This window comes from Streptococcus plurextorum DSM 22810, assembly GCF_000423745.1.
Classification (GTDB): domain Bacteria; phylum Bacillota; class Bacilli; order Lactobacillales; family Streptococcaceae; genus Streptococcus; species Streptococcus plurextorum.
The window spans coordinates 71,540-84,878 of the sequence record NZ_AUIO01000002.1; the positions used below are offsets into that span (position 1 = coordinate 71,540).

At 42.6% G+C, this 13,339-nt stretch carries 14 protein-coding genes, 1 pseudogene and 1 other annotated feature; of the genes and pseudogenes, 1 reads left to right on the forward strand and 14 read right to left on the reverse strand.

Annotated features, from left to right (window positions below; translation table 11 throughout):
* Window positions 1–122: 122 nt before the first annotated feature.
* The 5 genes from G575_RS0102290 to udk all read right to left on the reverse strand — a co-directional run bounded on the left by G575_RS0102290 (window position 123) and on the right by udk (window position 3,126).
* Window positions 123–941 (reverse strand): replication initiator protein A, encoded by an 819-nt coding sequence (locus G575_RS0102290; protein ID WP_024401260.1) that lies wholly within the window; start codon window positions 939–941, stop codon window positions 123–125.
* Window positions 942–943: 2 nt separating this feature from the next.
* Window positions 944–1,111: a hypothetical protein gene (locus G575_RS12085; RefSeq protein ID WP_032499127.1), complete on the reverse strand. Its 168-nt coding sequence runs from the start codon at window positions 1,109–1,111 to the stop codon at window positions 944–946.
* A 199-nt stretch (window positions 1,112–1,310) separates the two neighbouring features.
* Window positions 1,311–1,679: a 50S ribosomal protein L7/L12 gene (gene rplL, locus G575_RS0102300; protein WP_027971270.1), complete on the reverse strand. Its 369-nt coding sequence runs from the start codon at window positions 1,677–1,679 to the stop codon at window positions 1,311–1,313.
* A gap of 66 nt (window positions 1,680–1,745) precedes the next feature.
* On the reverse strand, window positions 1,746–2,243 hold the full coding sequence (rplJ, locus tag G575_RS0102305) for a 50S ribosomal protein L10 (RefSeq protein ID WP_027971271.1): 498 nt from the start codon (window positions 2,241–2,243) through the stop codon (window positions 1,746–1,748).
* Between the two features lie 27 nt (window positions 2,244–2,270).
* Window positions 2,271–2,405 (reverse strand) — a sequence feature (ribosomal protein L10 leader region).
* Window positions 2,406–2,502: 97 nt separating this feature from the next.
* Window positions 2,503–3,126 (reverse strand): uridine kinase, encoded by a 624-nt coding sequence (udk, locus tag G575_RS0102310; protein WP_027971272.1) that lies wholly within the window; start codon window positions 3,124–3,126, stop codon window positions 2,503–2,505.
* A 97-nt stretch (window positions 3,127–3,223) separates the two neighbouring features.
* Between udk and G575_RS0102315 the strand changes: the two genes are divergently transcribed.
* A complete protein-coding gene (locus G575_RS0102315) occupies window positions 3,224–4,312 on the forward strand; it encodes a DEAD/DEAH box helicase (RefSeq protein ID WP_027971273.1) in 1,089 nt (362 codons plus the stop codon).
* Between the two features lie 22 nt (window positions 4,313–4,334).
* On the opposite strand, the gene G575_RS0102320 is transcribed toward G575_RS0102315, so the two are convergent.
* The 9 genes and pseudogenes from G575_RS0102320 to G575_RS0102360 all read right to left on the reverse strand — a co-directional run.
* Complete coding sequence (locus G575_RS0102320) at window positions 4,335–5,444, reverse strand: AI-2E family transporter (protein ID WP_027971274.1); 1,110 nt, start codon at window positions 5,442–5,444, stop codon at window positions 4,335–4,337.
* A gap of 7 nt (window positions 5,445–5,451) precedes the next feature.
* The gene (locus tag G575_RS0102325) at window positions 5,452–6,078 is read right to left on the reverse strand and encodes an SGNH/GDSL hydrolase family protein (RefSeq protein ID WP_027971275.1); all 627 of its coding nucleotides are present in this window, start codon (window positions 6,076–6,078) and stop codon (window positions 5,452–5,454) included.
* A gap of 451 nt (window positions 6,079–6,529) precedes the next feature.
* Window positions 6,530–8,644, reverse strand: a complete 2,115-nt coding sequence (gene topA, locus G575_RS0102330) for a type I DNA topoisomerase (RefSeq protein ID WP_027971276.1) — start codon at window positions 8,642–8,644, stop codon at window positions 6,530–6,532.
* 148 nt (window positions 8,645–8,792) lie between these two features.
* Window positions 8,793–9,638, reverse strand: coding sequence for a DNA-processing protein DprA (dprA, locus tag G575_RS0102335; RefSeq protein ID WP_027971277.1), 846 nt, complete (start codon window positions 9,636–9,638; stop codon window positions 8,793–8,795).
* Window positions 9,639–9,728: 90 nt separating this feature from the next.
* Window positions 9,729–10,304, reverse strand: coding sequence for a sugar O-acetyltransferase (locus G575_RS0102340; RefSeq protein ID WP_027971278.1), 576 nt, complete (start codon window positions 10,302–10,304; stop codon window positions 9,729–9,731).
* Window positions 10,305–10,314: 10 nt separating this feature from the next.
* Window positions 10,315–11,334 (reverse strand): YdcF family protein, encoded by a 1,020-nt coding sequence (locus G575_RS0102345; RefSeq protein ID WP_027971279.1) that lies wholly within the window; start codon window positions 11,332–11,334, stop codon window positions 10,315–10,317.
* Complete coding sequence (locus G575_RS0102350; protein WP_027971280.1) at window positions 11,331–12,110, reverse strand: ribonuclease HII; 780 nt, start codon at window positions 12,108–12,110, stop codon at window positions 11,331–11,333. Before G575_RS0102350 ends, G575_RS0102345 begins: the two co-directional genes overlap by 4 nt.
* Window positions 12,097–12,948: a ribosome biogenesis GTPase YlqF gene (ylqF, locus tag G575_RS0102355; protein ID WP_027971281.1), complete on the reverse strand. Its 852-nt coding sequence runs from the start codon at window positions 12,946–12,948 to the stop codon at window positions 12,097–12,099. The genes G575_RS0102350 and ylqF overlap by 14 nt, the downstream gene beginning before the upstream one ends.
* A gap of 68 nt (window positions 12,949–13,016) precedes the next feature.
* A pseudogene (locus tag G575_RS0102360) lies at window positions 13,017–13,337 on the reverse strand (tyrosine-type recombinase/integrase); the annotation flags it as partial.
* Window positions 13,338–13,339: the final 2 nt, after the last annotated feature.

A 13,339-nucleotide genomic window follows, 5' to 3' on the forward strand; every position in this document is an offset into this window, starting at 1 on the left:
AGCCTTACACATGTAAAACTCTTGCTTATATATGATCATCCATTTCTGGTGCACGAATGATTTCAACAATCAAAATGATGATAGAAATCAGATAGATTCCGCCTAGTATCCACAAAATCACCTTATTCACCTCCCTTTACTTCTTGTCGTCTCAGTTGCTTGGTCCACTCTGATAGCACACCATTAAATACGTATTCAGCTATTACTTCCGCTGACCGAGCAAATCGCATATGTTCCAAAGCATACTGATAACGGTCACTAAAATAAATCATGGCATAGTCACTAGCTGACTGAGATAGACCTGTCTGTCTTAACTGGTCATGAACCAAACCCCAAATATAGTCTCGATCGTACTTGGTCACGCCATCGACTTTTGCAGTAAAGTTTTCTTCTTGTTTCTCATCTACCAGCTGTCTCTCCTCCTCATCCTCAATAAGGAAATCACTCCCTTTAGTTTCACTACATTTAGTCTCACTTCTTTCAGTCTCACTAGGGGCTGAATTTAAGACCGGCCCCGTCTTTCTTTGAGACCCCCCTAGTGTTTTTTTAACACTAGCCCCGTCTGTATGTAAGACTGGGGTATTATCATGTTCTAATTCCCCCAAGTAAATTTTATTTGCCATTCGACCTCTTTCACTAGAGGACTGTTGGACTTCATCAATTAAGCCATAGTCACGTAAGTTTTTTTTGATTGAAAGTAATTTTGACTTTGAACAGCCTAATAGTGCCATCAGATTTGAATTGGAATAAATCAAATAAATAGCCCCATCCTCATCAATCCAACCTTTACTCAAAGACAACTCCAACCGATCTTTTAAAACCGCGTAGGCTACCTTAACCTCCAGCTTCATATCCTTATAACGTTCACTCTCAAACAAGACTTTTGGGAGTTTATAATAACGCTCTGATGTCTGATACTGATTAGCGGTAATACGTTTCATGATTATCCCTCCAAGACTAAAAGTCCAACATTTCCGAATTCATCAAATCGGATTAAACCTACTTGTTCCAATTCATCAACCAGATGAGTTGCTTTCTCAATATCAACTCCTAAAATAGCCACGAGATGGCACATCACGATTTGGCGTGATGATTTTTCCTTCTTTTGCATGATTACCTCCAAAACGCAAAAAAAGGGGTAGACAATTTAATGTCTACCCCCGAAAATTTATTAAAACAAAAATCCTGCCAAAGAATTTTTGGCAGGATTTTTGGCAGGAAACCAAATCAATTTATCAGTTTCTATCAATCGCTTATCGCTCTCAAAGACTGGTAAATAGGGATTCCGCAATCTAATTATGATGTGACTCTTATTTAAGAGTAACTGAAGCTCCAGCTTCTTCCAATTTAGCTTTGATGTCTTCTGCTTCTGCAGTTGCAACGCCTTCTTTAACCATAGCTGGTGCACCGTCAACAAGCTCTTTAGCTTCTTTAAGGCCAAGACCAGTGATTTCACGTACAACTTTGATAACGCCAACTTTTTTGTCGCCAGCAGATGTCAATTCAACGTCGAATGAATCTTTAGCAGCACCTGCATCAGCAGCGCCAGCAGCAGCTACAGCTACAGGAGCAGCTGCAGTTACACCAAATTCTTCTTCGATAGCTTTTACAAGATCGTTAAGCTCAAGGATTGTAGCTTCTTTAATTTCAGCAATAATGTTTTCAATGTTCAATGCCATTGTGATTTCCTCCAAATTAGGTTTTAATAAAATGTTTGTAGCATTAAGCCGCTACAGGCTGACGCATTAAGCTGCGTCTTCTTTTTCTGCAACCGCTTTGACAGCGTATGCAACGTTGCGTACAGGCGCTTGAAGTACAGAAAGGAGCATAGAAAGCATTCCTTCGCGGTTTGGCAATGTCGCAAGGGCTTCGATTTCTGCTTTTGTAGAAACCTTACCTTCGATGGCACCACCTTTGATTTCAAGAGCTTCTGCAGTTTTCGCAAAATCGTAGATAACTTTTGCTGGTGCTACTGCATCTTCGTTTGAAAATGCAACAGCTGATGGTCCTACAAACAACTCAACAAGTCCTTCAAGACCAGCTTTTTCAGCCGCACGACGCAAGATTGAGTTTTTGATTACTTTGTACTCAATGCTCTCACCACGCAAGTTACGACGAAGAACAGTATCTTGCTCAACAGTCAAACCACGAGCGTCAACTACGACGATAGATGTAGCTGCTTTCATTTGCTCGGCAACTGCGTCTACTAATTCCGCTTTTTTAGCAATAATAGCTTCTGACATGTTATTTACCTCCGTTTTTATTTTGGGCTAGGCACAAAAAAATCGCACCTAAACCTAGACACGAAAGTACAAATACGTTTATATCCATAATCGTTTTGTGCCTCGGTAGGATCTTTATGAGTCCAGCTCCCCTACTGTCTTAGGTCAGTTTTTTCAAACCTTAGCTATTTTATCATGCCTCTAAAAAACTGTCAAGAGATTTTTTCTATTTTTTTAAAAAAATCCTCCTTTACTGATGAAAGGAGGACGTCACGAGTGGCTACTCACCTAGAATGCTAGCAATCTTTGTGGTGATGACATCGATGGCAACGGTGTTGCTAACACCTTCTGGGATGACAATATCTGCATAGCGTTTGGTTGGCTCGATGAATTGGTGGTACATAGGCTTAACGACACTGGTGTACTGCTCAATGATAGAGTCAAGGCTTCGTCCGCGCTCTAACATGTCACGCTTGATGCGGCGGATAATGCGAATATCGTCATCAGTGTCTACAAATAACTTGATGTCCATAAGATCGCGCAAGCGTTCATCTTCCATAACCAAAATCCCTTCGATGATAAAAACATCCTGCGGTTCTTGGCGATAAGTTTTATCGCTTCGCGTGTGTTGCGTATAGTCATAGATGGGAATATCAACTGGACGGCCAGCAATCAACTCTTTAAGCTGCACAATCATAAAGTCTGTGTCAAAAGCTAAAGGATGGTCGTAGTTGGTCTTTACCCTTTCTTCAAAGGTCAGGTGACTTTGGTCTTTATAGTAAGAATCATGCTCAATCATGGCAATCTTTGCATTTGGAAAATTGGCCAGAATTGCCTGAGACACGCTTGTCTTTCCACCACCAGAACCTCCAGTCACTCCGATAACGATAGGTTTATGACGCATAATAAAGTGTAAGCCCCTCTCCTCAAAAATCTTATTCATGATATTTTACCATAAATCATGCTATAATGGAAAAGAAGACTCTAAAAAGGATGTAGTTATGATCAAAAAATTGCCAGATATTTGGCTAGAACAATTGAAGAATCTCGGTTTTGATTCCTTTACACCAATCCAGGAACAGGTATTTGAACCGATTGTTTCAGGGAAACATGTGCTTGGCATCAGCCCAACTGGAACTGGAAAAACCCTGGCTTATCTCTTACCTGCACTGCTATCTCTAACTCCAAAGAAAGCGCAGCAACTGCTGATTTTAGCTCCTAATACTGAATTAGCAGGTCAAATTTTTGAGGTCACAAAAGAGTGGGCAGAACCGCTCCAGTTGACGGCTCAGCTTTTCTTATCAGGATCTAGCCAAAAACGCCAAATCGAACGGTTGAAAAAAGGGCCTGAAATCCTCATCGGTACACCTGGACGGATTTTTGAGTTGATAAAGCTAAAAAAAATCAAAATGATGTCCGTAAACACCATTATTTTGGACGAATTTGATGAGTTGCTCAGCGATTCTCAATATCAGTTTGTTAAGAGCATCACTTCCTATGTGCCGCGTGACCATCAGATGGTTTATATCTCTGCTACTAACAAAGTGGATGCTTCTGCTCTTGCCGAGGACACACAAGTCATTGACTTGTCTCATCAAAAGCTTGATGCGATCAAGCACTATTACATCCAGGTTGATAAGCGTGATCGACTTGAGCTCTTGCGAAAATTCTCTAACATCCCTGATTTCCGCGGATTGGTCTTTTTTAACAGCTTATCTGACTTGGGGGCGGCTGAAGAGCGGCTACAATTTGCTGGTAGTTCTGCGGTTTCGCTAGCTAGTGATGTCAATGTCAAGTTCCGAAAAATCATTCTCGAAAGATTTAAACATCATGAGATTTCTTTACTTTTGGGGACTGATTTGGTTGCTCGCGGGATTGACATTGAGGATTTGGAAGTCATCATCAATTTCGAAGTGGCTCGTGACCGCGACACTTATACTCACCGTTCTGGACGGACTGGACGTATGGGGAAGGCTGGTGTTGTTCTTACCTTTGTTAGTCATCCGGAAGATTTGAAAAAGTTGAAGAAATTTGCCAAGGTTAGCGAAGTCTACCTGAAACATCAAAGCCTGCATGAAAAAAATCATTGAGATTGCTCATCTCAATGATTTTTTAGTTATTGGCTTGCTTTTTAGCCACGTGATCTTTGATCAGCTGATAGAAAGTGGCGGCTAGTGGTACTGCCATCAACATGCCTAGAATGCCTCCTAGAGCACCACCTATGGTAATCGCCATCAAAACCCACATACCTGGTAAGCCAATGGAGCCTCCAACCACTCGTGGGTAAATAAGATTTCCCTCAAATTGCTGCAAAAGCACTAAGAAGACTACAAACCAGAGAGCTTGTGTGATGGAATGCGTGGCAATCAGGATAAAACCGATCATCGTTCCGATATAAGCTCCTACAACTGGAATGATCGCTGTAAAGGCAATCAAAACACCTACCGTTGCTGCATATGGGAAGTTGAAAATATTCATCCCAATAGCTGTCAGACTCCCTAAAATCATAGCTTCTAAGGTCTGACTGACAAAAAATCCATGGAAACGTTTATCAAGGACACCAGCGACATAATGAACGCTTTTGCTGTATTTTCCTAAATAGGTATCAACTAGTAGACCAGCTTGACGTCCTAGTTGTTCTTTATTGCCCAAAACATATAGAGAGAAAATCAAGCTGACAAAGACATTGAGAACCGTCGAGGCTATGGAAGTCACAGAAGTCAAGACACCTGTCAAGACTGATAGGACTTGCTGGAGGATTTGTTGGCTGTACTGACTGATACGCGTCGCTAAATCAGACTCCTGTCCCAGGTATTCTAATACCCTAGCGACATATTTATTATCATATAAGTCGCTAATCCATTGGTAGATAATTGCTGTGTCAAAGTTTAGCAGGGTTTTGATGGAAGCAATCAAATCTGGGAGGACGATAGAGAAAAGCCAAAGGATGACAAAAATAAAGGTCAGATAGGCTAAAACCATCGATAAGCCTCTTCTCATCCCTTTAGACGGCTCATGAGACCAAATAAGAGCAAAGAGTCTTTCATAGGCTGACATGACAATATTGACCACGTAAGCGATGGCTGCACCTATCAGAAATGGCTGATTGGCACTCCAAATGGTCTTTAAAATACCTGATCCAGATTCCCAATAGGAATGAATCACATAACATAGGACAAAGGTGGTTACGACATAGTAAATGTGTTTCTTTTCAAAATTCATAGAACGATTATACCATATTCTCTAAATAAGGGGTAAGTAGGTGAGCTAATTTTTCATAGGCTTTGGGGGTCAGGTGAAGGCCATCAGTCGTGTAGGGGACTGCTAGCTGTCCAGTTTCATCTAAAAATTCAGGATAGAGATTGATAAATTCAATGCCTGACAGACCTTTAAGACTTTTATTAAGCTCTGTGATAAGGGCATTGCTTCTGATTTTAACGGTTTTGGCATAAGCTTGCGCCTCATTGACAGGAAGGACTGAGAGCAATAGTATCTCTGCCCCAAAACAAGTCATCCGTAATTGACCCAGTAGCTCCGCCATTCTCTCGACAATATCAGAGATTGAAAACCCCATGCCAATATCATTAACACCAATCATGAGGATAATCTGTCTTGGCTCCAGAGCTACTACCTGTTCATCAAGGTGTGATAGCAACCAGCTGGTGTCCATTCCTGCGATTCCGCGATTGATGAGAGGGAGATCCCTTCCGAGATATTTTTTTATAGGGAAAAATTCTGTAATCGAATCACCCACAAAGACAATACCCTGAGGGGAGAGTTTCGTATTTTCTAGGCGAAATTGTGCCAATCGTTTCTGATGATAGGCGGCAAGTTCTGGGGTGATGACATCTAGCATATAGGCTCCTTCTATACAATTGATACCAGTGATTTCACACCATTATATCAGATGATGTCCAAAAACCAAAAGAACTACTTTCATTGAGATGACTGTAGTGCTCCTAGATTGCAGAAAAAGTTTTTTGATACTTTTCTTAAGTGGTGCGGACGGTTGCGACTTCATTCCTGATTTTTAACCCTAGGGTCTCAAAAATTTCTGGTAGCGGAAATACTACTTTCACCTGGTCGAAAAGTATCCGATGAGGCTTGCTATCACTCGCAAAATCGGTAATCATATTTTAAACTATCGGAGCTTTTCAGATTGTTTGTAGAAAAACGATAGTTTGTCTCTATTCTAAACGAACTGCTTTCATTACCTGGAAAGCAGTTCGTTTATTATTTGACTTTTAGTTCATCACGCTCTGTAAGGTGCGTGACAAATAAACCACCCGTTTGACGGGCGGTCATGATTATTTAACTTTTTCTTCTTTGTAGTCACAGTTTTCATGACTGCAGGCGACTTGCTTGCCTCCACCGCGAACTTTTTTCTCTACCAGGTAGTGGCCAGATTTTGGACAGAAACGCCCGACTGGTAAATCCCATGAGGTAAAATCACAGGTTGGGTAGCGGTCACAGCCATAGAAAATGCGGTTTCGCTTGGTCTTACGCTCGATAAGCTGACCTTGTTCACATGTTGGGCAAAGCACACCAATCTCTTTTGTGATGGCTTTGGTATTGTGGCAATCAGGGAAGTTGCTGCAGGCGTAGAATTTCCCGAAACGGCCTAATTTGATGACCATCTCATGCCCGCAGACATCGCAATCAAAGCCGGCGGGTTCGTCTTTGATTTGAATTTTTTCAATCTCTGTCTCCGCCTTTTCCAATTCTTTGGCAAAAGGTTGATAGAATTGGTCAATGACTTGTTGCCACTCTTCTTTACCAACTTCCACTTCATCTAGTCTACCTTCCATCTCAGCGGTGAATTTCACATCTACGATTTCAGGGAAAAATTGGATGATGAGGGAGTTGACAATTTCACCAAGTTCAGTCGGCTCAAAGCGTTTTGCAGCTAGTTTAACGTAGTAGCGGCGTTGAATAACATCGAGCGTCGGTGCATAGGTAGATGGTCGCCCGACTCCATTTTCTTCCAAGGTTTTAATCAAGGTCGCCTCAGAATAACGTGCTGGCGGTTGTGTGAAATGTTGTTCAGGTGTGGTTAGGACTTTCTTGACAATGTCTCCTTCAGCCATATCTGGTAACATCTTGTTTTTATCAGAGTCATTGTAGACTGCCATATAACCGTCAAATTTGACCTGACTCCCGTTTGCTGTAAAGAGGACACCGTTTTGGGTCAGATTGACCTTGACAGTATCAAAGACTGCTGGTGTCATCTGACTTGCCACAAAACGATTCCAAATCAACGTATAGAGCTTGAGCTGATCTTTGTCTAGATACTTAGCTATAGATTCTGGGGTTTGGTAGATGTTTGATGGACGGATTGCTTCATGGGCGTCTTGCGCTCCTGTGCTATTTTTCACACGGCTACCATGCTTAGAATACTTCTCTCCAAAACGCTCGCTGATAAAGCTTGCTGCTTGCCCTTGAGCCAGAGGGCTGATACGGGTAGAATCCGTACGCATATAGGTAATCAAACCTTGCTGACCAGAACCGAGATTGATTCCCTCGTACAATTGCTGAGCAACCATCATGGTTTTACGGGTACGGAAATTGATTTTATTGGCAGCATCTTGTTGCAGAGAGGATGTGGTATATGGCAGCGGAGCATTTCTGCGGCGTTCCTTCTTTTCAACCTGTTCTACTTGAAAATCATCCGTGGTGATTCGTGAAAGCACTGCTTTGACGTCCTCATTTGTGGATAATTTCATCTTTTTGCCATCAAGTCCATAGAAAGAGGCTTCAAACTTCTTAGTACCTTTTTTGAAAGCCCCATTGATGGTCCAGTATTCTTCCGGTTTGAAAGCCTTGATCTCATTTTCACGATCAATGATGAGTTTTAGGGCAACAGATTGCACACGTCCTGCTGACAAACCTTTTTTGACCTTTTTCCAAAGGAGTGGCGAAATGGAATACCCCACAATTCGGTCAAGAACGCGACGTGCTTGTTGAGAATCTACCAAGTCCATATTGATTTGACGTGGCTCTAAAAAGGCATTTTTAACAGCATCTTTGGTGATTTCATTAAAAACGACGCGGTTTTTATCTGCTAAATCAAGGCCTAAAATGTGTGCCAAGTGCCATGAAATAGCTTCTCCCTCACGGTCCGGGTCACTTGCGAGGTAAACTTGTTTGGCACCCTTTGCCTCTTTCTTAAGCGACTTAATCAAATCACCTTTACCACGAATGTTGATGTATTCTGGCTCATAGTTATTATCAAAATCAATGGACATGCTTGATTTTTTCAAATCGCGGATGTGTCCTACTGAAGCGACAACCTTGTAGTTTCGTCCTAAATATTTTTCAATGGTTTTAGCCTTGGCAGGCGACTCCACAATCACCAAATTTTTCTTAGTAGCGCTTGTTTTGGTTTTTGTTGTTTTTGCTTTTTTAGCAGTAGCTGTTGCCATAGATTTTCCTCAACATTTCATTAAATCTATTGCATGATACCCCAGTTTGGATAAACTGTCAATAAAAAACTTTCTCCTATAGGAAAAAGTTCCTTTTTTGCTCTTTCGTGAAACAGCCTTCCTCCTTATCACAACTGACTATATTAGCTTATTTAAGCTGATATTCCATGAGCACATCAAATCCTGAAGAAATACATTTTGCGCCTTCTTGAATGAGGTGAATACAGCCATCTGAGCAACCGTCTAAAATGTTGCCTGGAATGGCAAAGACATCTCTTCCCTCTTCCATGGCTCGTTCGCAAGTGATAAGACTGCCTGATCTCATCTTGGCTTCTGCCACAATGACACCTTGCGAGAGACCGGCAATAATACGATTGCGCTCTGGGAAATGGTATTTGAGGGGTGGTTCTCCTGGAAAGTATTCTGTTAATATTAGGTGATTTTTACCGATATAATCCTGAAGCTTGGCATTTTCTTTGGGGTAAGCGACATCTAGACCACAGCCAATAACTGCAATCGTTGCTCCGCCATTTTTCAGACTAGCGACATGGGCTGCTGTATCAATTCCTCTGGCAAGACCTGAAACAATCACAAAATGATTGCCCAATTCCTTGATGATTTTAGCCACAGATTTACTACCTATTTCGCTACACTTACGTGACCCGACCACTCCTAGCTTGGGTTTATTCAAGAGTTCGATATCTCCTTGATAAAAGAGTAAGGCAGGGGGATTATAGATGTTCTTTAACTCAAGCGGGTAGTCCTTATCAAGAATGGAAAGACTGGGGAAGCGATTAAATTCTTCGCGCAATGACTTCGTATCCAGATTTTTGTAGGCCTCCATCACTAAAAGGGGCTGTTTGCACTTAGAAACGACTGCTATGTCCCGTAGTGACAAGGATTTTCCTATCCGATTTTGATAGTCCAAAACATTCAATAATTGATGATTATTAAGACCACTTTTTCGCCATTTATACAATTCAAAATTATTCATGCGATACCTCCACTTTATTATTCGTAAACCATAAAAAAGCTAGGACAAAGTCCTAGCTGCTAGATATTTATAAAAATGCTTGATGTGGTCCTAATGGTTTTCTAATGGCGTAAGTGTTTCGATTTGTTTGATGATTTTAGCAGGATTTCCAGCCAGCAAAACATTGTCACCGAAGGACTTGGTCACCACCGAGCCCGCTCCGACAACGACATTATCACCTAGCGTTACGTCAGGCAAGATAATGGCTCCGCCACCAGCCCAAAAATTATCGCCAATGGTAATGGGAGCTCCGTACTCTTGACCAGAATTTCGCTCAACTGGATCCAAAGGGTGTAGGGGCGTCAGCAACTGGACATTTGGGCCTAACATAGCATTTTTCCCAATCCGAATCTCGCAGACGTCCAGCATGGTACAGTTGAAGTTAGCGTAAAAATCCTCTCCAACATAGATATTGCTACCATAGTCACAGTAGAAATTAGGCTCCATATAGAGCCGCTCGCCCGTTGCCCCAAACCAACTCTTCAGCAAGTTTGACCGCTTTTCACCGTCCAGTTCACTGTTGAAAGCACGCATATTCTGACGAGCCAAATCCCGCATCTGTCGCAATTCTGGGTCTGCTGCACGGTAGAGCTGACCCGCAATCATTTTTTCTTTTTCTGTTAGCATAAATTCACCTCTAATTGACAATTAAACTAATCCCTACTGCCACTAGATAGATAACAGTGACAGTGACAATCCCAAGCCCCCAAAAGTGCTTTTTCCGACTCATGACCAAATAGCCGACAAACTCACGGATAAAGGCATTCAAACTGAAGTAAAACTTGGTCCTAGCCCCGTAGCCAATACATTTTATCTTTAGTTTTCGGGCCAATAGCAGAGCTCTAAAAACATGATAGTAATTGGTTACAAGGGCAAATCGACTGCCAGGTTTCATCAGGGCATAGGAAAATTTCAAGTTTTCCTCGGTATTGGTTGATTGGTTTTCTATCACAATATCTTCCAAAGGAATACCCTGTTCCATGGCATAATTAGCCATGGCCTGCCCCTCTGCCAAGAGTTCATCAGGACCCTGTCCGCCTGACATGATCAGCTTGCTGCCAGGATGTTTCTTGTAGATCGCTATGCCTTTTTCAATCCGCGAAGCCAAAAGTGGCGTTACCTTGTCACCAATCAAGCCAGCACCTAAGACCACCACATAATCAAGCTTGCCTGGGAAGAGATTGACCAAATTGACAAAGCTAGACGTGGTATAGAGCATGCTGATGATAATGGCATAGGACACTAGAAACCCAACATAAACAAACACCATATTTAACAAACTAATACCAGACAGGGATTGCACCACAAAAGGAGCAATAAAGAGGTAGAAGGTCAAACCTACAGCAAGTCCCAGTGATAAGAAATTGTGAAAACGCGCCCCCTCTCGCCTCAGAATCTGAAAACCATTCAGATAAAGCGTGAACAGCAAAACAAATGGACCACTTAACAAAGCTAGAACCAATAACATTGCCAGAGCGATTGCCAACAACCGCAAAATTTCGTTATTTTCTAAAATACCAGTTGACACAACCCAGGCCAAAGCCCAGACGAGGATATTCAAGGCAAAAAGAGAGATAAAAATCGACCGTCGCTCCCAGAAATAAATGAGAGTAAATAATCCAATGGAAGCTAGAAAAATCCAGAAAAAGACCGTCACGACGATTTTCCTCCTGTTACCATTGACTTAATGGGCTCAAAGGTCTTGCGGTGAATAGGTGTGATGCCTAGCTTGTTCAAGCCTTCTAAATGCTCTGCCGTTCCATAGCCAGCATTCTTGGCGAAGCCGTAGCCTGAGAACTCCTTGTCATAGTCCGCCATCATCCTGTCCCGCGTCACCTTGGCAACGATTGAAGCTGCTGCGATAGACAGACTATTGGCATCTCCTTTGATGATGGAAGTTTGCGGTATGGGCGTATCCAACGTCATGGCATCGATGAGCAGGTGGTCAGGTTTCTGGCTTAATTTCCCCAAAGCTTCCAACATGGCTAACTTGGTTGCCTCGTAGATATTGACCTGGTCGATGACAGCTGCATCTTTGATGCCTACTCCAACTGCCACCGCTCGCTCCATGACCTCTTGGTAGATGGCTTCATGCTTGGACTTGGGGATTTTCTTAGAGTCGTTGAGGTAGCGGATTTTACAGCCCTTGGGCAAGATGACCGCCGCTGCCACCACAGGACCTGCTAGAGGCCCTCGGCCGACTTCGTCGATACCAGCGATGAACTCCACCCCATTTTCATAAAGGGCCTTTTCGTAACATAGCATAGCTTCTAAGCGGGCATCTTCTGCTGCTTCTTTTTCCAGCTCCTTACGGCGTTTCTTGATGGCAGCCTGGACCCCTGCTCGCTTATCTTGAGCTAAGTCTGCCCAGACAGGACTGTCCAGACTATCTACCTGATCCAGCAGAGCAGTCACTTCCTTAATCGTTGCCATCTACATCACTCACCCTGTCTAATGTATAAGTGCCTAAACGCCCGTCCCGAACGTCCTTGACAAAGAGATTGTAGAAACGGTCATAATCATCACGAAAACCTAGTTTTTTTGTCCAGTCCATGATGAGTTCAGGCGTTTCCAGCTCCAAATCCATACCCTTGAACCGCTCTTCTAGGCGTTCTGGATAGTTGGCTTTGAAGTAGTCCAAACCAAAAATGGTGACTTCATCCATAGGCAAAAGTTGGTCCTTGATAGCCCCAGTCAGAGCCAACTTGAGACCGACTTCTTGGTCTTCAAATTTAGGCCAGAGAATTCCAGGTGTATCAAGGATTTCAAGATCCTTGTTGGACTTGAGCCACTGCTGTCCCTTGGTCACACCTGGTTTGTTGCCGACAACGGCGATTTTCTTACCAGCCAGACGGTTCATGAGAGTGGATTTTCCAGCGTTTGGAATACCGATAATCATGGTCCGCAGGGTTTCTTTTTGAATCCCTCTTTGGCGGAGGCGTTCAATCTTGTCTTTCATCAGACTCTTGGCTGCGTCGGTCACCTTTTTCACCGTCGCTTGTTCTTTTGAGTTAATAGCAAGGGTACGAATGCCCTGACCTTCAAAGTAGCTCTGCCATTCTTTCGTACGGACAGGGTCTGCCAAATCGACCTTGTTGAGAATCATGAGCTTGGGCTTGTCGCCGACAATCTTGGTCAGCATAGGGTTTTGGCTGGATAGGGGCAGGCGGGCATCGACCAAAATGGTCACAAAATCAACGTGCTTGATGTTTTCCTGCACCTGCCTGCGAGCTTTTGACATATGGCCCGGAAACCATTGAATTGTTGCCATGGGATTAAAACTCCTTTACTTTGGGCTTTTATGAGCCTAACTTGATATTTTTTAAAAGAAATGGGCAGTTATTGGGCAAAATCAAGCTTATTAAAATAAGTTGTGATTGCTTGAACTGATTTTTCCTGAGTCCCAACTTCAAGATGTGTATATCCATTAGTTGTCTCTACTTCAACGTGTCCAACTCTTAATTGAATTTCTTTTAATGGTACGTCATTATTATTTCTCAAAGCAGAAATGTGAATATGACGGAAGCTATGTGGCACAACGTTTTTGTTCCATTTAAAACCATACCGAGCCTCACAGTTTTTTCGTAAATCTTTATTGATTCGTGTCAGAATAGCTCGAAAACTTTGCGAGGTGATTGGTGAACCATACTCCGTCTTAAAAA

Excerpts from the sequence above, each read along its gene's own strand:
- dprA (WP_027971277.1), bottom strand. The coding sequence starts at position 9,638 with ATGAATAATTTTGAATTGTATAAATGGCGAAAAAGTGGTCTTAATAAT.
- G575_RS0102315 (WP_027971273.1), top strand. The coding sequence starts at position 3,224 with ATGATCAAAAAATTGCCAGATATTTGGCTAGAACAATTGAAGAATCTC.
- G575_RS0102350 (WP_027971280.1), bottom strand. The coding sequence starts at position 12,110 with ATGGCAACGATTAAGGAAGTGACTGCTCTGCTGGATCAGGTAGATAGT.
- G575_RS0102340 (WP_027971278.1), bottom strand. The coding sequence starts at position 10,304 with ATGCTAACAGAAAAAGAAAAAATGATTGCGGGTCAGCTCTACCGTGCA.
- G575_RS0102325 (WP_027971275.1), bottom strand. The coding sequence starts at position 6,078 with ATGCTAGATGTCATCACCCCAGAACTTGCCGCCTATCATCAGAAACGA.
- G575_RS0102290 (WP_024401260.1), bottom strand. The coding sequence starts at position 941 with ATGAAACGTATTACCGCTAATCAGTATCAGACATCAGAGCGTTATTAT.
- G575_RS0102320 (WP_027971274.1), bottom strand. The coding sequence starts at position 5,444 with ATGAATTTTGAAAAGAAACACATTTACTATGTCGTAACCACCTTTGTC.
- G575_RS12085 (WP_032499127.1), bottom strand. The coding sequence starts at position 1,111 with ATGCAAAAGAAGGAAAAATCATCACGCCAAATCGTGATGTGCCATCTC.
- ylqF (WP_027971281.1), bottom strand. The coding sequence starts at position 12,948 with ATGGCAACAATTCAATGGTTTCCGGGCCATATGTCAAAAGCTCGCAGG.
- udk (WP_027971272.1), bottom strand. The coding sequence starts at position 3,126 with ATGCGTCATAAACCTATCGTTATCGGAGTGACTGGAGGTTCTGGTGGT.
- topA (WP_027971276.1), bottom strand. The coding sequence starts at position 8,644 with ATGGCAACAGCTACTGCTAAAAAAGCAAAAACAACAAAAACCAAAACA.
- rplJ (WP_027971271.1), bottom strand. The coding sequence starts at position 2,243 with ATGTCAGAAGCTATTATTGCTAAAAAAGCGGAATTAGTAGACGCAGTT.
- rplL (WP_027971270.1), bottom strand. The coding sequence starts at position 1,679 with ATGGCATTGAACATTGAAAACATTATTGCTGAAATTAAAGAAGCTACA.